The sequence below is a fragment of the Streptomyces kronopolitis genome, from assembly GCF_050953795.1.
GTDB lineage: Bacteria > Actinomycetota > Actinomycetes > Streptomycetales > Streptomycetaceae > Streptomyces > Streptomyces kronopolitis_A.
Map to the genome: position 1 here is coordinate 40687 of NZ_CP191850.1, position 20443 is coordinate 61129.

At 69.4% G+C, this 20443-nt stretch carries 21 protein-coding genes; 6 read left to right on the forward strand and 15 right to left on the reverse strand.

Annotation, left to right across the window (positions count from 1 at the left end):
* Positions 1-19 precede the first annotated feature (19 nt).
* Positions 20-475: a PaaI family thioesterase gene (locus ACQP17_RS00180; RefSeq protein ID WP_433854308.1), complete on the reverse strand. Its 456-nt coding sequence runs from the start codon at positions 473-475 to the stop codon at positions 20-22.
* A gap of 105 nt (positions 476-580) precedes the next feature.
* Positions 581-1198, reverse strand: a complete 618-nt coding sequence (locus ACQP17_RS00185; RefSeq protein ID WP_433854309.1) for a LysE family translocator — start codon at positions 1196-1198, stop codon at positions 581-583.
* 111 nt (positions 1199-1309) lie between these two features.
* Here ACQP17_RS00185 and ACQP17_RS00190 point away from each other — a divergent pair, with 111 nt between their 5' ends.
* Positions 1310-1762: an Lrp/AsnC family transcriptional regulator gene (locus ACQP17_RS00190; protein ID WP_189099464.1), complete on the forward strand. Its 453-nt coding sequence runs from the start codon at positions 1310-1312 to the stop codon at positions 1760-1762.
* 86 nt (positions 1763-1848) lie between these two features.
* Here ACQP17_RS00190 and ACQP17_RS00195 read toward each other — a convergent pair whose 3' ends face one another.
* From ACQP17_RS00195 to ACQP17_RS00235, 9 genes are all read right to left on the reverse strand, one after another.
* Positions 1849-2724: a geranyl diphosphate 2-C-methyltransferase gene (locus tag ACQP17_RS00195; RefSeq protein WP_433854310.1), complete on the reverse strand. Its 876-nt coding sequence runs from the start codon at positions 2722-2724 to the stop codon at positions 1849-1851.
* 35 nt (positions 2725-2759) lie between these two features.
* On the reverse strand, positions 2760-3818 hold the full coding sequence (locus ACQP17_RS00200; protein WP_433854311.1) for a family 2 encapsulin nanocompartment cargo protein terpene cyclase: 1059 nt from the start codon (positions 3816-3818) through the stop codon (positions 2760-2762).
* 15 nt (positions 3819-3833) lie between these two features.
* Entirely contained in the window at positions 3834-5276 is a 1443-nt protein-coding gene (locus ACQP17_RS00205; RefSeq protein WP_433854312.1) for a family 2B encapsulin nanocompartment shell protein, read from the reverse strand.
* 559 nt (positions 5277-5835) lie between these two features.
* Positions 5836-6843: a DUF1259 domain-containing protein gene (locus ACQP17_RS00210; RefSeq protein WP_433854313.1), complete on the reverse strand. Its 1008-nt coding sequence runs from the start codon at positions 6841-6843 to the stop codon at positions 5836-5838.
* Between the two features lie 451 nt (positions 6844-7294).
* Positions 7295-7495, reverse strand: coding sequence for a DUF1918 domain-containing protein (locus ACQP17_RS00215; RefSeq protein ID WP_433854314.1), 201 nt, complete (start codon positions 7493-7495; stop codon positions 7295-7297).
* 300 nt (positions 7496-7795) lie between these two features.
* Positions 7796-8068, reverse strand: a complete 273-nt coding sequence (locus ACQP17_RS00220; RefSeq protein ID WP_433854315.1) for a hypothetical protein — start codon at positions 8066-8068, stop codon at positions 7796-7798.
* 603 nt (positions 8069-8671) lie between these two features.
* Positions 8672-8917 (reverse strand): hypothetical protein, encoded by a 246-nt coding sequence (locus ACQP17_RS00225; RefSeq protein WP_433854316.1) that lies wholly within the window; start codon positions 8915-8917, stop codon positions 8672-8674.
* A 212-nt stretch (positions 8918-9129) separates the two neighbouring features.
* Positions 9130-9612, reverse strand: coding sequence for a lamin tail domain-containing protein (locus ACQP17_RS00230; protein WP_433854317.1), 483 nt, complete (start codon positions 9610-9612; stop codon positions 9130-9132).
* Between the two features lie 534 nt (positions 9613-10146).
* Positions 10147-11088 (reverse strand): cation diffusion facilitator family transporter, encoded by a 942-nt coding sequence (locus tag ACQP17_RS00235; protein WP_433854318.1) that lies wholly within the window; start codon positions 11086-11088, stop codon positions 10147-10149.
* Between the two features lie 331 nt (positions 11089-11419).
* Between ACQP17_RS00235 and ACQP17_RS00240 the strand changes: the two genes are divergently transcribed.
* Positions 11420-11830: an ATP-binding protein gene (locus ACQP17_RS00240; protein WP_433854319.1), complete on the forward strand. Its 411-nt coding sequence runs from the start codon at positions 11420-11422 to the stop codon at positions 11828-11830.
* Positions 11831-12027: 197 nt separating this feature from the next.
* On the forward strand, positions 12028-12891 hold the full coding sequence (locus ACQP17_RS00245; protein ID WP_433859797.1) for an RNA polymerase sigma factor SigF: 864 nt from the start codon (positions 12028-12030) through the stop codon (positions 12889-12891).
* A 164-nt stretch (positions 12892-13055) separates the two neighbouring features.
* Here the strand turns inward: ACQP17_RS00245 and ACQP17_RS00250 are convergent, their stop codons facing one another.
* The 3 genes from ACQP17_RS00250 to ACQP17_RS00260 all read right to left on the reverse strand — a co-directional run bounded on the left by ACQP17_RS00250 (position 13056) and on the right by ACQP17_RS00260 (position 14033).
* Positions 13056-13493: an ATP-binding protein gene (locus ACQP17_RS00250; RefSeq protein WP_433854320.1), complete on the reverse strand. Its 438-nt coding sequence runs from the start codon at positions 13491-13493 to the stop codon at positions 13056-13058.
* A gap of 105 nt (positions 13494-13598) precedes the next feature.
* Positions 13599-13772 (reverse strand): CsbD family protein, encoded by a 174-nt coding sequence (locus ACQP17_RS00255; protein ID WP_329154587.1) that lies wholly within the window; start codon positions 13770-13772, stop codon positions 13599-13601.
* A 90-nt stretch (positions 13773-13862) separates the two neighbouring features.
* Positions 13863-14033: a hydrophobic protein gene (locus ACQP17_RS00260; RefSeq protein ID WP_189099500.1), complete on the reverse strand. Its 171-nt coding sequence runs from the start codon at positions 14031-14033 to the stop codon at positions 13863-13865.
* A 316-nt stretch (positions 14034-14349) separates the two neighbouring features.
* On the opposite strand from ACQP17_RS00260, the gene glgX reads away from it, so the two are divergent.
* On the forward strand, positions 14350-16491 hold the full coding sequence (gene glgX / locus ACQP17_RS00265; protein ID WP_433854321.1) for a glycogen debranching protein GlgX: 2142 nt from the start codon (positions 14350-14352) through the stop codon (positions 16489-16491).
* 116 nt (positions 16492-16607) lie between these two features.
* Positions 16608-18506: a glycoside hydrolase family 15 protein gene (locus ACQP17_RS00270; RefSeq protein ID WP_433854322.1), complete on the forward strand. Its 1899-nt coding sequence runs from the start codon at positions 16608-16610 to the stop codon at positions 18504-18506.
* 74 nt (positions 18507-18580) lie between these two features.
* Here ACQP17_RS00270 and ACQP17_RS00275 read toward each other — a convergent pair whose 3' ends face one another.
* Entirely contained in the window at positions 18581-19627 is a 1047-nt protein-coding gene (locus ACQP17_RS00275; RefSeq protein ID WP_433854323.1) for a cation diffusion facilitator family transporter, read from the reverse strand.
* 261 nt (positions 19628-19888) lie between these two features.
* Here ACQP17_RS00275 and ACQP17_RS00280 point away from each other — a divergent pair, with 261 nt between their 5' ends.
* A complete protein-coding gene (locus ACQP17_RS00280; RefSeq protein WP_433854324.1) occupies positions 19889-20434 on the forward strand; it encodes a ferritin-like domain-containing protein in 546 nt (181 codons plus the stop codon).
* Positions 20435-20443: the final 9 nt, after the last annotated feature.

Here is a 20443-nt window from a genome sequence, read left to right on the forward strand (position 1 = left end):
GAGCCGACCGCCGTCCGCTTCACCGCTCGGGCCGGTTCACCCGGATCAGGGTCTGCTGCCCGTTCGCGACGAGCTCTCGCCGGCCGTCCCGGACACCGAACACCTCCAGCCGGCACACGGTCAGGGTGCGTCCGGATTTCAGGACCGTTCCGACGGCCTCGATGTGGTCGCCGACGGCGGGCGCGAGAAGGTTGATCTTGTACTCGACGGTGAGCACCTCGGCGTCGTCGGGGAACAAGGTGTACGCGGCATAGCCGCCGGCGCTGTCCGCGATCGCGCTGGTGGCGCCGGCGTGGAAGTAGCCGTGCTGCTGGGTCACTTCGGGGCGGCCCGGGAGGGCGATGTGGACGCGGCCGGGCGCGATCCGTGTGAGCCGGGCGCCGAGATGGGACATCAGCCCCTGACGGCCGAAGCTCTCCCTGACGCGCGCTTCCGTCTCGGGACTCGCCTGCTCCTGCGGGGTCCGGTCCTCCATGTGCTCTCCTTCGACGGGCGTCGTCATCGTTTCGGCGGACGGGACCGCGTGCGAACGGGGCTGTGTACGGACGCCGACCGTGTAGGGACGGGTCAGGCAGGTTGGTCAGCCTGCCAGGCGTTCCACCAGAAGGAACCCGCCGATGACGATCATCATGGCTCCGGAGACGCGGGTGACCGCCCGGGCGGCGGCGGGCCGGGTCGCCAGAACGGTGCGCGCCAGGACGCCGACCGAGAGGTAGACGACGGCGCAGGCGGCCATGTGGAGCGTGCCCAGCAGGCCGGTCTGCGCGGCGACCGGCCAGCCCGCCGCCGGATGGATGAACTGCGGGAAGAGGGAGAAGTAGAGCAGCAGCCCTTTGGGGTTCAGGCCGCTGATCCCGACTCCCTTGAGCATGATCTGCGCACGGGAGGACTCCATGGGCGATGCGGAGGCCGTCAGGGTGGTGGGCTGCCGGAGCACGCCGACGCCGAGCCACACCAGGTAGACGGCGCCGGCGACGGTCAGCGCGGTGAGCAGCGTGGGTGAGCCGGCCACGATCACTACCAGGCCCGCGACGGCGAGCAGGGTGTATCCCGCGTATCCGGCTATCAGCCCGGCGACCGCGGGGACGACCGACCGGCCCCGCAGGCCCGCCGCGATCGCATAGGCCCAGTCCGCGCCCGGTGTGAACACCAGCAGGAGGTCCACTGCCAGAAATGCCGCCAGCGTGGTCGTGTCCATGGATCGTTCCCTCTCGCATTGTGCTTTTCGAGAGGAAGACTAGGTGGGATCTGCCCGAAAGTGTTCCTTCATTTACTCCATGATCGCGTGATCTGAGGGAGAATCTTTCCCATGGACGCCATGGACCGCAAAATTCTTACCGAGCTACAGCTGGACGGCCGCCTCACCGTCACCGAACTGGCCGCCCGGGTGCAGCTCAGCGTCTCGCCGTGCCACCGCCGCCTGCGCGACCTCGAGCGCGAGGGAGCCATCCGCGGCTACCGCGCCGTCGTGGACCCGGCGGCCCTGGGCCTCACCTTCGAAGCGCTCGTCTTCGCCACCCTGCGCTGGGAGGACCGTGACACCGTGACCTCCTTCGAAGAGGCCGTGGCCGCCGTCCCCCACGTGCTCCAGGCCCAGCGGCTCTTCGGCGAACCCGACTACCTGCTGCGCGTCGCCACCACCGACCTGGCCGCCTTCCAGCAGCTCTACGACCAGCAGTTGGCCAGGCTCCCGGGCGTGCAGCGCCTGACCTCGACCCTCGTCATGAAGCACGTCGTCGACGACCGGCCGCTGCCCGAGTAGCCCGTGGCGGACGGTCGTTCCTCGGTGATCCGGCCGACACGAGCGTGGGGCCGCGCCCAAAGTGGCGCGGCCCCGTGCGGGTGGTCTCAGACCCGGTCGGCGACGATCAGCAGGTACTGGAAGCTGCCGTTGCGGTAGGCGTTCAGGAAGGTGTCCTCGATGCCGGTGACCAGGTGGTCGGCCTGCTTGCGCAGTTCCCAGTACGGAAGCGCCGCCTGGGTCAGGTCCTGGACGTGGGTGGGGACGAGGCGGTTGCGGGCCATCGCGCGGAAGTACGCCGAGCGGGGGTGGATGTCGCAGATGTAGTGGGCGTTGATGAGGGACACCTCGCGCGAGGCGCGGCCGTAGGTGTCGTTGTAGCAGCCGGTGATGGTCACATAGCGTCCGCCGCGGCGCAGCAGCCGGGCGTGTTCGGCGAAGAGCAGGTCGAGTTCGACGTACATGGTCGACTCGTTGTTCCACGAGGCCGCGTACGCACCGGAGGTGAAGCCGGTGTCGAGCATGTTGCGGTGGTGGTAGCGCACCTTGTCGTCGATACCGCGCTTGCGGGCCTGCTGGTTGGCGAAGTCGGCCTGCTTGGCGGAGATGGTCACTCCGTCGGCGTGGCAGCCGTAGCGCAGGTTCGCCACGACGCTGCCGCCGCCGCGTCCGCATCCGGCGTCGAAGACCCGGTCGCCGGGCGAGAGCTGGCCGAGGTGGGAGGCGAGGAGTTGGGCCTGGGCCTCTTCCAGCCGGTGCAGTTCGCCGGTGAGGCGTTCGCGGCGCCGGCCCGGGTCCGGCTCGTCCAGCACGGTCCGGTCGGCGTCCCCGATGCCGTAGTGGTGGTGGTAGAGGTCGTCGATCTTTCCGAGTTCGAGGTTGACCGGGTTTTCCTCGGCGTTCCAGTAGTCCGCGACGCGGGTCTGGTACGTGGACTGGGTCGGCACCGGGATGCGGGCGGTGTCGGCGTGCACGGTGGTCAACGTGGCTCCTTGCTGGTGTGGTGCGTGGGCTCGATTTACCAGTAGTCGGGCAGTTGGTAGCGCTCGGTGTTGGTGGCGTGCCACTCGTGGTTGCCGGAGACCCAGTCGGTCAGCCCCCGCACATACCTCTCGATGAGGGGCGAGGTGGCGGACAGCGGGGCGGATTCCGTCTCGAACGCTTCCATGATCTGGTTGTGGATGTCGACGCTCTTGAGGTAAGCGGCCTTCAGACCGTTCTTGTCGTTGGCGGCGACCACTTGGGGGAGGTTGAGGTGGGTGGGGTCGCTGGCCAGTTCCCTGGTGAAGGAGTACAGGTCATTGACGATGGTCGTGGCGTTGCAGGCCAGGCTGGTGATCCGCTGGATCTCGGGGCGGGCATAGAGGGCCTCGGGCAGTTCGTAGCCGTCCACGGCGTCCACGATGGACAGGCAGGGGCGGAAGTTGTTGAACTGCCGCATCACCAGGTACTCCCAGACCTGCGGCGCGTGCCGGGTCTCCGCCCAGGAGGCCTCGGCGAGATAGCCGAGGTGCAGCCGGGCGATGTCGTGCACGAACCGGTCGGCCTGACTGGGCGTGGCGATGGCCGCGTAGTCTTTGAGGGCCCAGTGGTAGGAGCGCAGCGGGCCATCGCTCTGCACCCCGCGGCGCCACTGGTCCTCCAGTTCGGCGGTGCCGTGAAAGGGGTCGAGAGCTGATTGCGCCATGATCAGCCGGCCGCCCAGCCCGCGGTGCGCGCCGCCCTTGCCCTCGTCCTCCTCGCAGTAGCAGTTGTCGACGATGTTCTCGGCCAGCAGCAACTTGCCCGCGACGGTGAGGCGTTCGAGGTCGGCGGCCCCGGGGTGCTGCAGGACGACCGCCCGGCCGAACTGGAACTGGGTGAAGTCCCCGCTCCACCGCGCGGGGAAGAGGTCCAGCTGTCGGGCCCAGGCCTCCAGCCGCCTGTCGATCTCCTCGGCCTTGGCGGGGTCGGCGGGCGCGGCAGGACGGAACCTCAGACCGGGCACGGTGGTGCTGCGCCGGTTTCGCAGGCTACGGACGAGGTTCGGCGGGCCGGGCAGCGCATACGCGGAGGTGTCGTTCGGGGGCGTGCTCATGTACGTACTCCACTGTCACTCGGCGTTGCGGCCGATCTGGACGTTCTCCAGGACTCCGACCGCGTCGGGCACGAGGATGGCCGCCGAGTAGTAGGCGGTGACGAGGTACTTGATGACGGCGGCCTGGTCGATGCCCATGAACCGGACGTTGAGGCCGGGTTGGTACTCCTCGGGAATGCCGGTCTGGTGCAGGCCGACGACTCCCTGGTCCGCTTCCCCGGTGCGCAGCGCGAGGATGCTGGTGGTGTGGGCCTCGCTGATCGGGATCTTGCCGCACGGGAAGATCGGGACGCCGCGCCACGCGGGCACGTCGTGCCCGTCGACGCTCGCCGTGCCCGGCACCAGACCGCGCTTGTTGCACTGGCGGAAGAAGGCGGCGATCGCCTTCGGGTGCGCCAGGAACATGCGCGTCTTGCGGCGCATGGACAGCAGCTCGTCCATGTCGTCGGGGGTGGGCGCGCCGGTGTAGGTGCTGATGCGCTGGCCGTAGTCGGCGTTGTGCAGCAGCCCGAACTCGCGGTTGTTGACCAGCTCCCACTCCTGGCGTTCGCGGACCTCCTCCACGGTCAGCCGGAGCTGCTGCCGGGTCTGGTCCATGGGCTCGTTGTAGAGGTCGGCGACCCGGCTGTGGACCCGCAACACGGTCTGTGTCAGGGAGAGTTCGTACTCGCGGGGTGCCAGGTCGTAGTCGACGAAGCCGCCGGACAGTGTCGGTTCGCCGACGTGTCCCGCCGCCACCGGCACCTCCGCCTCGCCCTTGCGGTTCATGGGGCGCTGCTGCTGTTCGGCGTAGGCGGCGAGGTGTGCGGCCAGGGACGGCGCGCGGTCGGTGACCTCCCGGACCACGTCCCAGGGCAGGACCATCACCACACCCGCGGACTCCGCGCGGACCGAGCTCAACCACAGCGGGTCGGGCCGGCCGATCGCCTCGTCCCCCATCTGGTCGCCGTCCGTGACGACGCCGAGGACCTCTTCGTCGCCGTACTTGCCGGCCGCGTAACGGGCGAAGCGGCCGTGCACGACGAGGTAGGCCTCGGTGACCGGCTGCCCCTCTTCGAAGAGCGTCTGGCCGGCCCGGACCTCCCGGACACGGAAGCGGCCGGCGAGCTCCTTGAGCACCTCGATGTCGTCATAGCCGCGCAGGGCGGGCAGTTCGGTGAGGGTCTGCGGGATCACCGTGATGTCGTCGGCGCCATTGTGCTCGAACTGGACACGGCCCCGGCCGACGCGGAGTTGCAGCCGCCGGTTGACCCGGTAGGTTCCGCCCTTGACGTCCACCCAGGGCAGCATCTTCAGCAGCCACCGCGAGGTGATGGCCTGCATCTGGGGCTCGGACTTGGTGGTGGTCGCCAGGTGGCGCGCGGCCTGTGTGCTGAGGCTGGTGAGCGCGCCGTGCGGGGGTGGTGCGAGACCGGGCTCTTCGGCGGCGGAACCGGTGACGCTGTCCGCTACGGACACATTCCCTCCCGGGAGGTGAACAGAGGTGCAGGAAACGGCCGGTGGTGATCGAGGTGGCCGTGCGCAAGGACAGCCAAACAGCCAGGAGGGGCACACCGGTACGGCGTGAAGGGGGGCGGCCTCGCGACCAGAAGTCACAAACCCTTGATCGAAGCAGACGGCGCGCGGCAGCGCTCCCGTGCGCCCCGGCTCTGGCACCTGCTCCCTGCGCGCGCGGGCATATCGGAGGTCGGCGCGGGCCAGAGGCGGGGCACAACGGGACGCATCGGTAAGGCCGTTGTCATGTCACGCGCGCGGCGCGAGAGGGCGCGGCACTCGGCCCTGGACTCGATCTGGTGCACCACAACGGGCCAGGGGTCCATCCGTCGCCGGTGTCCGGACCCGTGCGAAGTCAGCCCGGACTCCGTGCCAGCGAACGTGCCCATCCGGACGGCCGGATGTCCTGGTCGGGGGCGTGGCTGGGCCGGACGAGACGAGGCGATCGTGCGACCTGCATGAGGACGACCCGCCGGCCCCGGCAGAGGGGGCCGTATCGGACGCCGCACTCAGCGGTGGCCGGTCAGCCCGCGGCTACGACGTTGGTGGCCGCCACCACGGGGCGCAGGGCGCGGGCGAGTTTGACGGCGTCGCCGACGGCCCAGAAGTGGGTGAAGAACAGACGGGGTTCGTCCGTCAGGCCGTGGTTGTGCAGTTCGACGAGTTGGGCCCCGGCGCGGCGCAGGCCCACCAGGACGTGCTGCACCTCCTTGGCGATCATGGCGCAGTCGCCGCTGATCGCGGCTCGTCCGCCACCCAGCGGCTGGATGTTGAACGCGCTGGTCGATCCCAGGCCCGGGGGCAGTACGAGACCGCCGTCGGTGATGGTTTCGCGCCGGACGAAGATGCACTTGTAGATGCCGTCGTCGGTGGAACCCTTCACGCCCAGCGCGGCGTCGATGCCGCCGGTGTCCAGGGCGACGGCCGTTGTCGGATCGGCCGGTCGCGGGGGCGGGGTGCCGGTGCAGTCGAATGCCGCGCGCAGGCCGCGGGCGATGGCCACCGGGTCATGGCCGTGTGCGTGCACGTGGATCCACCAGATGTCGGGTGTCTGGGCGAGCAGGTGCTTGTGGATCGCGGTCTGGGCGATCCCGTGCCGGTGGAGGGTATCGGTGAAGCTCTGCAGTTCGCGTTCGGTGACCACCACATCGCCCATCAACAGCGTGCTGCCGTCGGCGTAACGGACGAAGGACACGTGCGAGCCCAGGGCCAGGGACGGCTGGACGGTGATCTTTCGGGAGACCACGCGGAGGTCCCGGCGCGGGAAGCCGGTGTGGTACATCAGGTTTCGCTTCAGGTCGCCGGGCCCGCCCAGCGCGTGCGCCACCTTCGCCCAGTCCGACAGGGTGGTGGGCACCGGCTTGACCAGCCCCCGGAGGCTCGCCTCGGCCCTCCCCGTGGGCAGGGCGCGAGCGGGGCTCGGCGCTCCCGCCAGCACCGGCGCCAGGGCGGCCGCGGCCAGCACGCGCCGCCTCGACGTTCCGGCTCGCGGGTCGGTGTCCTGCTGTCGTGCGCGGTCTCCAGCGATCACGTGAGCACCTCCATGACGCGATGGAAGCACGGCTCATCTGAGACACCGTCATTGCCGCACTGCACGGGGGCCAGGTGGGCTAAGCAGTCGTCGCGAGGGGTGAAGCGGCCCGGTGCGGAGGGACGGATCGCGGTGGTCGCTCGCGGCCCGGCGGTACTCGGGGACGGGCGCGCAGCGCACTCCCCCGCCGGGATTTCTGCCACGTCGCGTGGCCCGGGCTGCAGTGATGGTGGGTGAAGCCGGGATTGCGGCCCCGCCGATCACGACGTCGTGCGGCCCGTTCGGGGCGTGGGTAGCGATGCGGCGGGTCGGCTGTGCCTCACGGCCGGCATGCAGCTGGGGAGGGCACGCGAGGGATGAGTGGAACCGGTCCGTGCGCAGCCAGTTGAGCCCGGGATGTCCCGGGCTCACCGGCTGAACTGACGCACAGCATCGATCGCGGCTCTCCCGGTCAGGAGAGGTTTGTTGCCGTGCGGCGGTCGATCACCGAGTCGGGTCCCGGCGTCATGATCGTCTCGTGACCGTCCTCGGCGCGCACGCGGTAGGGCGGTGTGCCATCCGGACCCAGCACCTCGATGATCTCCACGACGCGGTCCTGCTTCCCGACCACCCGACCATGGACCACAAGACGGTCCCCTTTGCTGGCATGCACTGTCGCGACTCCTCTCAGCACCACACATGGGGCCCACTGTCGGGCCCACGGGGCCGACTCAAGCACAGAGCGATGCGGAGATCACGCAGAATCACCACGCTTGTGCGGAGGCACTGTTTCCCCTGATGAGGGGGAAGGGGCCGGCAGGCGGGTGCGGTGCCGCAGCGGGTGGACTGGACAGTGAGTCACGGGCAGGTCCCGGGGCTGGGCTCCGGTGCCGAACGCCTGCCTCACGGGGCGCAGCGACCGCATCCGCACTTCGGCAAGCACCCTGGTTCGTGCTCGCCACCTCGCGAGGAGCTAGCCCACGCTCGTCAGGCGCGCGACGTTGGCTCGGTAGGCGGCGATTTCGTCTTCGGTGAGTGCCAGGCGGCCGGGGCCGGCCTGATGCGCGGGCAGCTCGGTGGCCTGGACCATGGCCCGGTACAGCGGGCCGGGAAGGTCCAGCAGCAGCTGGCCCTGTTCGGCAGTCTCGATCACCATCCACGAGCCCGTGCCGTTGCGGTCCTCGGCATCGGTGGGCTCGATGGTGCTGGCAGCTGTCACGGTCAGAATCGGAGGGACTTCACTCATGCCCCCTCCCTATCAACCAAGTGGCGCTGTGCCCAATCGACCCCCTCCCCGAGGTGCCAATGCAGGTGAACACCCCGTGCCGCATCAGGAGCTTGAGCGGTAGACGGGTGAGGAAGAGCACGGTGTCCGCGCCTGGGGGGCGGCCGGTGTGGCGTCGTGCACATATCGTTTGTCCGTCGCCGGGCGGGGCATATTCGTTCGATATCGGTCCTTGAGGGCCGAGCTGATCGGACGCCGCAACGGGCGCCCGCAGAGGGGGAATCGATGAAGTCGGAGCTTGCGCGCGTCGCCTATTTAGTGGGCCGGCTGCTGCGGGGGAGGTGGCCGTCGCGGCTCGATCCTGCCGAGGCGCACCACCGGCATGCCAACCGCGATGCCGTACTGATTCATCACTAGGTGCCGACACGACGCCTCTAGCCATATCGGCCTGGACCGCCTTCACGGACGGGCGACCGCCCACGGCGGTAGGTACGGGCGTACGCCTTGCATGATGCGTTCCGCGCGGGGGTCCCCGCCTCTCACGAGGCAGGGGCCCCTGTGCCGCATTCGGTGGGCTGAGGTCGGAAGCTGCGATCCCGCCCCGGACTTCGGCGTCGCGCGTGGTCATTGCCGGACCTCTTGGGGATCCGGCTCCCAGGTCTGCTGCTTGAGCGCCATCCGGGCCGCCGGGGCACGGCCGGGGATCGTCGCCCAGTACGGGTGTGTGGCGATCCGCACGGAGAGCCGCTGCAGTGTGCGGCGCAGCACGGTGGTCCGGGCGGGATTCTCCTCTTGGGAGAGCTGTCGGTAGGCGGTGTACCAGGCACGCTGTGCCTGGACGAGGTCATCCGGGAAAGCGTAGGAAGTCACGAGAAGATTGCATCACATGTTCGAATTACGGGGCAGCACACGGACGAGTGAAAGTCGGCCGGGGCGAGGCGGCCGCCGGCGGGCTCAAGGAAGCGAAGGGCCGGCGGGTGGTCGACGCCGGAACATGGCGGTGCGCCGCAGGACAGGAACCCTGCGGCGCACCGTGGTGGGTGGCCGGTGAGCGGCATCAACTCACCGGCCGGTCAAACCCCTCAGTGGCCGTGGCCACCGTGGCGGGCCCAGCTTTCGACATCGACGACCTGGCGGTGGGCGTTGCGCAGGGTGGCGGTGTCGGTGTTGTCCCAGACGTAGTTCCGGCGGTCCTGGTACAGGTCCCCGCGGGTGTTACGACCGATGCCGGTGTGGACACGCACCTGGCTGTGACCGTTCAGCCGGAAGTTACCGAAGCGGTAGGTGTTGCCGGAACGGTCCGACAGGGTCCAGCCGCGGAGGTTGACCGCCGCGCGGCCGGTGTTCTTCACCGTCACGTACTCGGCGTTCAGGCTCCGGTTGGAACGGTCATCCCGCCCGGGGCTGTCGTACTGGATCGCACCGAGGGCCACCGCGGAGTGGACGCGGTGCGGGGCCGGAGCGTGGTGGCCGTGACCGGCCGCGGCGGCCGGCAGAGCAGCGGCGGCAGCAAGAGCGACCGAGCCGACAACCGCTGCGGCGATGCGTGAAGCGTTACGGAGCACAAAAACCCCCTGGATACGGCGCCCATGGATGGGCCACCGGAAACCGGATACCCGGCCGGTTTGACCGGGCCCCCACACAGTGACCCCTCGTCACCCCTTGGCAGAAGAAATCCGGTTTGGTGTTACAAAACATGGACATATGCACAACCACGCCGCGCCAGGCGCGCACTCCCCCGCGCCCACCAGCACCAACACAACGCCCCTTACACCCATCCAGATCCCCCAAGGGGTTACCGCCGGTGTCGCTTACGGGGACGGAACCGTGATGCGATGCCCCCGCTTCGAACGGGGCGTAGAACAGGCCGGCGTACGGTGCGGCGCGCCCCTTCACCGTCACGCCGCGGCGTGCGACACGGGAGGGGCTTCGGCGACTGATGACCCGGGGCCGGGAGCCCTAGCGGTGATGGGCCGAGCGCTGACGGCCCGCGTACGGAGTCACGAAGGCGCTGAGTGAGGGCGGCGCCGTACGTCTCGGCGGGCGTGGCCGTCCCGGGAAGGTGCGGCGCCGGCCGGTGACGGGTCAGCTTCCGCAGGTCAGTGGCAGAGCTGCGCCTCGTGCTCCGCGTGGCCGGCGGGCTCCAGCTGGAAGGTGCAGTGCTTGACGTCGAAGCGGCGGCCGAGGCAGCCCTGCAGCGCGTGCAGCACCTTCTCGTGCCCCGCCTCGTCCAGGGCGTCCCGGGTCACGACCACGTGCGCGGAGAGCACCGGCATCCCCGAGGTGATCGTCCAGGCGTGCAGATCGTGCACGTCCGTCACGCCGGGGAGCGCCAGCATCCGGGCGCGGACCTCGGCCATGTCGACGCCCTTCGGGGCCGCCTCCAGCAGCACGTTCAGCGTCTCCCGCAGCAGCTTCCAGGTACGCGGCACGACCATCAGGCCGATGACCAGGGAGGCGATCGGGTCCGCGAGCTGCCAGCCGGTCGTGAGGATGACGGTGGCGGACACCAGCACCGCGACCGAGCCGAGCGCGTCCGCGAGCACCTCCAGGTAAGCCCCGCGCAGATTGAGGCTCTCCTTCTGTCCGCGCCTCAACAGGGACAGCGACACCATGTTGGCGGCCAGGCCGACCACGGCGAAGACGAGCGTGAGACCGCTCCGGGTCTCGGCCGGGTCGATGAACCGGCCGATGGCCTCGAAGAGCAGATAGCCGCCCACGACGAGGAGCAGCAGACAGTTGGCGAGTGCCGCGAGGACCTCGATTCGGGCGTACCCGAACGTGCGATGGGCCGTCGCCGGCCGGCCCGCGACAAGGATGGCCAGCAGCGCCATGGTGAGTCCGACCGCGTCCGTGGCCATGTGCGCCGCGTCGGCGAGGAGCGCGAGCGAGCCGGTCACCACACCGCCGACGATCTCCAGCGCCATCACGCCGAGCGTGAGGGCGAGCGCGATCCGGAGCCGGCCCTTGTGAGCCGCGGCCGCGGTACCGGTCGAGGGCTGCCCGTCGTGCGTGCGCCCGTGGTCGTGTCCAGCCCCCATGAAACTGCCTCCCGATGGTCGGCCCGGCCTCTCCCTTCCGTGCAGTGAACTACGGGTGGGGGGTATAGGGCAACACGGTACTGAACACCGTTGTCATGGGCGCTGACCTGCGGATATCTGGGTGCCACAGTTCGTGGGCCCCGGGATGGACGGCTGATCCCTGCGGCGGCCGGCCCGGCCCGGAGTCCGACCTCCGCGCCCGCGCCGGGTACCCGCCCGACCGGCGTCGTCGACCGTTCTCCTCACCCGTCCCGCTTTTCACTGCGGTCGTGCCGGGTAGGCGAGCTTGCGGAAGTCGGCGGACGAGGCGCCTCACGACGGGACCGAGCACATGTGGCAGACGATCACGAACGACAAGCACCAGCCCTACCTGACCCAGCACGTCTGTCGGCCTCAGCAGGCGGCGGACGCCCGCGATGTCACGAACGGCTTTCTCGCCGGGCTGCATCCGGCTCCGCCGCCGCCCACGGTGCAGGACCTGCTCCTGCTGGTCTCCGAGCTGGTCACCAATGCCCTGCGGCATGCGGGCGATGTCTCCGCGCTGCTGCTGACCGCGGACCGGCACAGCATCCAGGTCACCGTGGACGATCCCAGTCGGGCGCAACCGCAGGACCGCAGCCCCGATCTGACGGGGCGTTCGGGAGGCTTCGGCTGGCCCATGGTGCGTCGCCTGGCCCGCTCGGTCAGCGTCGAGCCGCGGCCCGGCGGCGGGAAGGCCATCCGGGTCACCCTCCCGCGCTGAGCCCGCGCCGGGGCCCGGGGCCGGAGCGACGTTCCGCGGCCTCCTCCTCGCCTCGGAGCAGATGATGGCTGCCCGGCACGGTCGTGCCGGGGCCGCACGGCATGAAGGGGTGTACCCCGCGATTTGCCGGGCAGGAGCCCCTTCGATCGGGGGCTCAGCGGTATGAAAAGGAGTCAGACATGGGCGTCGGCAGCACGATGGCGGACACCGCGCAGGACGCCGAGATCGCCGCCGAGAAGTGCGCAGTACCCGCTCAGCAGGCAGAACTCCCGTTCATCGAGTCTCCTGAGAACCTCGCTCCCGGCGATGCCCGTGAGATGTCCCGCTTGTTCTTCGAGCGGCTGGCGACGCTGGAAGAGGGCACCCACGAGTACCAGTACGCGCGTAACACCCTGATCGAGATGAACATTTCGCTGGTGCGCTATGCCGCCCGGCGCTTCCGCAACCGCGGCGATGACTTCGAGGACATCATGCAGGTCGGCATGATCGGCCTGATCAAGGCCATCGACCGCTACGACCTGTCCCGCGAGGTGGAGTTCACCACTCTGGCGGTGCCGTACATCACGGGCGAGATGAAGCGCTTCTTCCGGGACACGACGTGGGACGTGCGCGTCCCGCGGCGGCTTCAGGAACTGCGCGTCGACCTCGCCCGCGCCAACGAGCACCTCAGCAGCGAACTCGGCCGGGACCCGAAGGTCTCCGAACTCGCGGCGCACTTGAACATCACCGAGGAAGAGGTCGTCGAGGGGCAGGTCGCCGCCAATGGCTACAGCGCTTCCTCCATCGACGTCGCCATCAACGAGGACGGCAATGATGCCCCGCTCGCGGACCTGATCGGTTCGTGCGACGAGGACATGGATCTCTTCGAGGACCTGCACACCCTCAAGCCGCTCCTCGACGGGCTCGCCGATCGTGACCGGCAGATCCTGGAAATGCGTTTCGGGCAGGAGATGACGCAGGCCCAGATCGGCGAAGCGCTCGGCATCTCCCAGATGCATGTGTCCCGGCTGCTCAACCGCTGCCTGACACATCTGCGTACCGAGATGCTGGGCACGGAGTGATCCCGTCACGGTCTTCTTGGTCTTCACGGGTCTTCGTGATCTGACTGAAGTTTGATGTCTTGAGCTTGAGTGTGAACGCATGCGCGTGAAGGTGCATGTACGGACGTGAATGACGGCGTGCCCGGCCCCGATGCCTCCCGCATCGGGGCCGCAGTCGTCCGCGGTCAGTCATCCTCGGATCGACGGTTCCGGGGCTCGGCGTCGGGCAGGGTGAAGCAGGCCGTGACGGTCTTGCCGTGCCGGGTGGCGTGTGCGGTCCAGTCGTCGGAGACCGCGTCGATCAGGGCCAGGCCCCGCCCGCCGGTGCTGGTGGTATCGGGAGTACGCGGCACGGGCGATCCCGCTCCCGAGTCGTGCACGCTGACATGGAGGCATCGGCTGTCCCAGGTCAGGACCAGTTGGGCCGAGCTGTGGGCATGCCGGTGCGCGTTCGTGATCAGCTCGGAGACGGTCAGCAGGACGGCGTCGACCGTCTCGGGTGCCTCGCGCGTCCAGCCGAGCGATTCCAGATGCCGGCGCGCCCACTGCCGGCCCTCCCGCACGCCGCCCGATATCGGGAAGGTCTGCGCCCATCCCACCGCCCGCAAGGAACCATCCGACATAGCGCGCACCCCTTCCGCTTCGGCTCGCCCTTGATGGGCCCTGACATGACTGTGGTGTGCGGGGCCAAGGAGATTCGGCCCCGCACACCACAGGTGTCGCAAACGTCAGTCCTTGAAAGCGTCCTTGGCCTTTTCCTTGGCGCTGCGCAGGTCGCCCTTGGATTCCTTGGCCGAGCCTTCGGCCTCCATGCGTTCATTTCCCACGGCCCGCCCCACGTTCTTCTCGGCCTTTCCGGTGGCCTGCTCGGTCTTGGCCTTGGCCTTTTCTTCGGCGCTCATGGTGAATCCCTTCGTCAGCAGTTGTGTACGGTGCGGGCGGGAAGCCCGACGGTGATTCGAGTGCAGGGGTGTGTCCATTGCCGCCGGCTGTCACCAGCGATACCAGCGGCCTCGCTTGCCGCCGGCGCCTGCCGAGCGCATCACGAAGCCCAGCAGCCACACGGCGAGCACGATCACGGCCACGATCCACAGGGCCTTGAGTGCGAATCCGGCACCGAAAAGAAGCAGTGCCAGAAGAAGAACGAGAAGCAGGGGAACCATAGTTATCAACCTCCGGACAAGCGTGTGCCCGGGCTTTCTCCCGCCACACACTTTCATTTACGGGTTTCTTATGGGAGCGACGGGGCATCCGTAGCGGCTTCTCCCCGGCCGGCTCGCCGGCCTGCTCGCGGCGCTCTGCGGCGGACGGCCCGGACGGGCGGTCGGGCGGTCGGGAACCCGGCCGGTCCCGGCAGCGCCCACCAGGGCTGACCCACCGCCCCCGGGTTGTGGCGCTTCGGCCGGTGATCCAGGGGGCAGGGTGTGGTCGACGCTGCGTGATGCCGTGCTGTGCCATCCGGTCGGGAGGCTTGCGAACATGCAGATATGGCAGGACACCACGGAATCGGGGCGGTGGCCCGGGAGTGCCTCTCCGCTGGGGGCCACCTATGACGGGAGCGGAACGAACTTCGCGGTGTTCTCCGAGGTGGCGGACAAGGTCGAGTTGTGTCTGTTCGATGAAAGCGACCGCGAGGAACGCATCGAGCTGCGGGAGGTCGACGCGTTCGTCCATCACCTCTACCTCCCCGACATCGGTCCGGGGCAGCGCTACGGCTTCCGGGTGCACGGGCCCTTCCATCCGGCTCGTGGGCTCCGCTGCAATTCCCACAAGCTGCTGCTCGATCCGTATGCCAAGGCGATCGAGGGCCGGATCGAGTGGGACGAGTCCCTCTTCCCCTACCGCTTCGACGCCCCGCACCGCCGGAACAACGCGGACTCCGCGTCCGCCACGATGAAATCGGTGGTGATCAATCCCTACTTCGACTGGGGAAACGACCACCCTCCGCAGGTGCCGTACCACGAAACGGTGGTCTACGAGGCGCATGTGAAGGGCATGACCCGCACGCACCCGGCCATTCCCGAGGACATCCGGGGCACGTACGCCGCGCTGGCGCATCCGGTGATGCTGGACTACTTCACCGAACTGGGTGTCACCGCCGTTGAATTGATGCCCGTGCACCAGTTCATCGACGACCACACGCTCACGCAGCGGGGACTGGCGAACTACTGGGGCTACAACACCATCGGATTCTTCGCCCCCCACAACGCCTACTGCTCCTCGGGGCAGCGGGGCGAGCAGGTGCAGGAATTCCGGTACCTGGTCAAAAGCCTTCATCAGGCGGGCATCGAGGTCATTCTCGACGTGGTCTACAACCACACCGCGGAGGGAAATCACCTCGGCCCCACCCTGGCGTTCCGGGGTCTGGACAACGCGGCCTACTACCGGCTGTCCGACGACGATCCCCGGTATTACTGGGACACCACCGGCACCGGCAACAGCCTGCGGATGAACCATCCACACACCCTGCAGCTCATCATGGACTCGCTGCGGTACTGGGTGACGGAGATGCATGTGGACGGCTTCCGTTTCGACCTGGCCGCCACGCTGGCCCGTCAGTTCCACGGTGTCGACCGGCTGTCGTCGTTCTTCGACCTGGTCCAGCAGGACCCCGTCATCTCGCAGGTCAAGCTGATCGCCGAGCCCTGGGACGTCGGTGACGGCGGCTATCAGGTGGGCAACTTCCCGCCGCTCTGGACGGAGTGGAACGGGAAGTACCGGGACTGTGTGCGCGACTTCTGGCGCGGCGAGGGCGGCACGCTGGGGGAATTCGCCTCCCGGCTGACGGGCTCGTCGGACCTGTACCAGAGCGACGGGCGCCGGCCGCACGCCTCGGTCAACTTCGTCACCGCGCACGACGGATTCACCCTGCGCGATCTGGTCTCGTACAACGACAAGCACAACACGGCCAACGGTGAGGACAACCGCGACGGGGAAAGCCACAACCGCTCGTGGAACTGCGGTGCGGAGGGGCCGGCCGACGACCGGGACGTGCTGGCGCTGCGCGCCCGCCAGCAGCGGAATTTCCTGGCGACGCTGCTGCTCTCGCAAGGCGTTCCGATGCTCTCGCACGGGGACGAACTGGGCCGGACACAGCGCGGCAACAACAATGCGTACTGCCAGGACAACGGGGTCTCCTGGGTGGACTGGCCGGCGGTCGCCGAGGGCAGCGACATGCTGGAATTCACCCGGGAGTTGATCGCGCTGCGCCGGGAACACCCGGTGTTCCGGCGGCGGCGGTTCTTCCAGGGGGTGGCGGTGCGCGGCAGCCGGGACGGGCTGTCGGACATCGCCTGGTTCACGCCCGCGGGCCGGGAGATGACCGACGACGACTGGGAGGCGGGGTTCGCCAAGTCGCTCGTGGTCTTCCTCAACGGTCAGGCGATCTCCGAGCCGGATCCGCGCGGGCGGCGTATGCACGACGACTCGTTCCTGCTGCTGTTCAACGCCCATCACGAGCCGCTCGCGTTCACCGTGCCGGGCGGTGTGGGCGAGTGGTGGAGCGTGGTCGTGGACACGGCCATCCCGTATGTGGAGTACCGGTCGCTGATCAAGGCCGGCACGGCGGTGGAGGTGGAGGCCCGGGCGCTGCTGGTGTTGCGCGAGTCCCGCCAGGAGTAACGGCGGAGAGCCGCCGTGCCGGGCGCGGGCGACCCCGCCGCCGCAGGCCGTTTGTGTGTCCCCGCGCGGAGCAGGAGTCCGGTCGGCGTGCAGGGGCGAGGGAAGGCGGTCAGGCGATGTCGGACGGGCGCGGTACGGCGGAGAAGGCCGGCGAGGGGCGAGCGGGGCCGGACGGGGCATCGTCCGCGCGATATCTGCCCATCGCCGAGCACGGGCTGATCGGAGACCTGCGGACGGCGGCGCTGGTGGGGACGGACGGCCGGATCAACTGGTTCTGTGCGCCGCGCTTCGACTCACCGAGCATCTTCGGGGCGCTGCTGGACGCGGACGACGGCGGCTGCTGGGAGCTGGGGCCCGTGGGGGACGTGGCCAAGCACCAGCAGTACTACTTCCCCGACACCAACATCCTGATCACGCGGATGCTGACGGACCGCGGCATCGTCGAGGTCCAGGACTTCATGCCGGTGCTGGCGGAGGGCGACCGGCAGCACCGGCAGCGCCTGGTACGACGGGTGGTCAGCGTGCGGGGCGGTGCCCGCATGCGGACCGTCATCGCGCCGCGGATGAACTACGGCCGCGACGCGCACCGGGCCGCACCGCAGCCGCACGGTGTGCGTTTCACCAGTGCGGCGCTCACCCTCTCCGTGCAGGCCAGCGCGACGCTGCGGGTCGAGGGCCGGGACGCGGTCGGCGAGTTCGACCTGGCCGAGGGGCAGTCGGTGCTCTTCGTGCTGGAGTCCGCGGAGACGGCCGGGGGCGATCCCTCGGCCGATCTGGTGGACGCGCAGGCGGCGGAGGAGCTGTTCCGGTCCACCGTGGGGTTCTGGCGTCGGTGGCTGTCCCAGTGCACCTACACGGGGCGCTGGCGCGAGCGGGTCCACCGGTCGGCGCTGACCCTGAAGCTGCTCACCCACGAGCCCACGGGCGCCATCGTGGCGGCGCCCACGCTCGGCCTGCCCGAACAGCTCGGGGGCGAACGCAACTGGGACTACCGCTACGTGTGGATCCGCGACGCGGCCTTCTCGCTGCACGCGCTGCTGCGCCTCGGCTTCACCCGCGAGGCTCAGGCCTTCATCGGCTGGCTGACGGACTGTCTGCGCGGCGCCCAGGACGGTGACCACGGCCCCTTGCGGGTGCTGTACTCGATAGACGGCCGCGCCGACCTGCCCGAGCACGTCCTCGACCACTGGGAGGGCTACCGCGGATCCGCCCCGGTGCGGGTCGGCAACGGCGCGGCCGGCCAGCTCCAGCTGGACATCTACGGCGAACTCTTCGACTCGGTCTATCTCTTCGACAAGTACGGTGCGGGCATCTCCCACGAGAGTTGGACGGACCTGTGCGCGATCCTGGACTGGCTCCTGGAGCACTGGGACGCCCCGGACGCGGGGATATGGGAGACCCGGGCCGGGCAGCAGCGCCACACCTACTCGCGGCTGATGTGCTGGGTGGCCGTCGAGCGCATGATCAGAATCGCCCGGCGGCGGGGGCTGCCCGGTGACCTCGGGCGCTGGATGTCCGTACGCGATGCGATGTACCACCAAATCATGGACCGTGGCTGGAGCGAGCAGGAGCAGACGTTCGTGCAGCGGCTCAGTGACGAGGCGGGGCAGCCGCCGGAGAGCATCCTGGACGCCTCGCTGCTGGTGATGCCGATGGTCAAGTTCCTGTCGCCGGACGATCCGCGGTTCCGCTCCACGGTGCGGGCGATCGGCGCGAATCTCGTCACGGACAGTCTGGTGTTCCGCTATGACCCGAAGCAGTCGCCCGACGGCCTGGACGGCACCGAGGGGACCTTCTCCATCTGCTCGTTCTGGTGGGTGGAGGCGCTGGCCCGCACCGGTCAGGTTGAGGAGGCGCGGCTGGCGCTGGAGAAGATGTTCACCTACGCCAACCACCTCGGGCTGTACGCGGAGCAGATCGGGACGACGGGTGAGCACCTGGGCAACTTCCCGCAGGCGCTCACCCATCTCGCGTTGATCAGCGCGGCCACGAGCCTGGACGGGTTCATGGGCTGAGGCGCCCCGCGCCCGCCGGGCGGGGCACCCCGGCGGGCGGGCACCCCGGCGGGCGGGCACCCCGGCGGGCCGGCCTACACGCCGTCCGCCTGCCGGCGCCGTTCCACCACGTCGTCCAGCCGCTGCCGGGCCCGCACGGCGCGTGCCCGGTCGGCGGTGGACGCGTCCGTGACATCGAGGAACATCTGGTCGAGCTGCGGAAAGCGGGTGCGGAGTTCCTTCTTCGTCCGCACCAGCGCCTCTTCGACCAGTTCGCTGTCGAGCCCGGCCACCAGGTCGATGCGCGCCGCCAGCATCACCGATTCCGGCCCGAGTTGCATGGTCATGGCCGTGGTGACGGTGTCGATCTCCGGCCGGTCGTGCAGGAAGGTGATGACCTGCTGCTGGAGTTCGGGGGCTGCGGCCTCGCCGATCAGCTGGGCCCGGGCGCTCTTGCCGAGCATGAAGGCGACGTGCACCAGCAGGGCGCCGATCAGCAGCGAGGCCCAGGCCTCGTAGGCGCCGTTGCCGGTGGCCATGTGGAGTGCCATGCCGGCGAGGGCGAGCAGGACGCCGAGGCATGCGGTGCTGTCCTCCGCCAGGACGGTGCGCAGGGCCGGGTCCTCGGTGTTCTTGATCTCGCCCAGCATGCTGCGGTGGTGGGCCCTGGCCTGCGTCCGCACCTGGGACAGGGCCCGGATCAGCGACGTTCCCTCGGCGAGCATCGCGACGGCCAGGACGATGAGGCCGATGAGGTATCCCTGGTGGGATTCCGCCTCTTGGGCGTGGAAGGCCTCGATGCCCTGGAAGAAGGAGAAGCAGCCGCCCGTCACGAAGATGCCGACGGCCGCGAGCAGGGACCAGAAGAAGCGCTCCTTGCCGTAGCCGAAGGGGTGCAGATGGTCCGCGGGGCGTTCGCTGCGCTTCAGCGCGGCCAGCAGGAAGATCTCATTGAGGCTGTCCGCCACCGAGTGCGCCGCCTCGGAGAGCAGGGCGGGCGAGCCGGCCACCGCTCCCCCGACGGTTTTGGCGACCGCGATCCCGAGGTTGGCCGCGAGGGCGACCCACACGGTCTTTTTGGTCTCCCCGTCGCGCCCGCCGGGCGTCGGTTCGGACGGCTCCCGTGCCGCGTCCTCGCTCATCTGTGGCCTTTCTCCTCCCCGGCCGGAACTCCGGCCCCCAGCACGGATGCCCCTCGTTGCCTGCGCCATTCCTCCTGCGTGGCGGGCATCCGCGGTCCGGCGAGTGGGTGGCGCCGGTCGTCCGTCCGCGGCGTCCGGTGCCGCTCCTGCGTCCGGCGGGGTGGTGCGCCGGGGCACGACAGCGCGCCTGCTCCGGCCACCGGACGGCGGCCGGGGACAGTGCCTTGGTGCAACCCGGCCGAACCGAAACGGAAGAGAGCCATGGCTGAATTCCTGACCGACGTCGAAACCCTCAGAGAACGGGCCCGCCGCGAGATCGAGAAGGGGCCGGTCACCGATGCCTACGGGGCCGACCTGGAGCGCGTCCTGCAGGTGCTGAACGAGGCGCTGGCCACCGAGATCGTGTGCACGCTGCGCTACCGGCGGCACTACTACACGGCGTCCGGACTCTACTCGGAGCCGGTCGCGGCCGAGTTCCTGGAGCACGCCGCGGAGGAGCAGCAGCACGCCGACAAGGTGGCGCAGCGCATCGTCCAGCTCGGCGGGGAGCCCGACTTCAACCCGGACACGCTGACGCGGCGGGCGCATGCGGGGTACGACGCCAGCGCGGACCTGGTCGAGATGATCAAGGAGGATCTGATCGCCGAGCGGGTGGCGATCGCCTCGTACACGGAGATCGCGAAGTGGCTGGGTGACGGCGATCCGACGACCCGGCGGGTGTTCGAGGACCTGCTCGCCAAGGAGGAGGAGCACGCCGATGACCTGCGGGGGCTGCTGGAGCGGATGCCCCGGCACACGAAGGACTGAGGGGGCGGC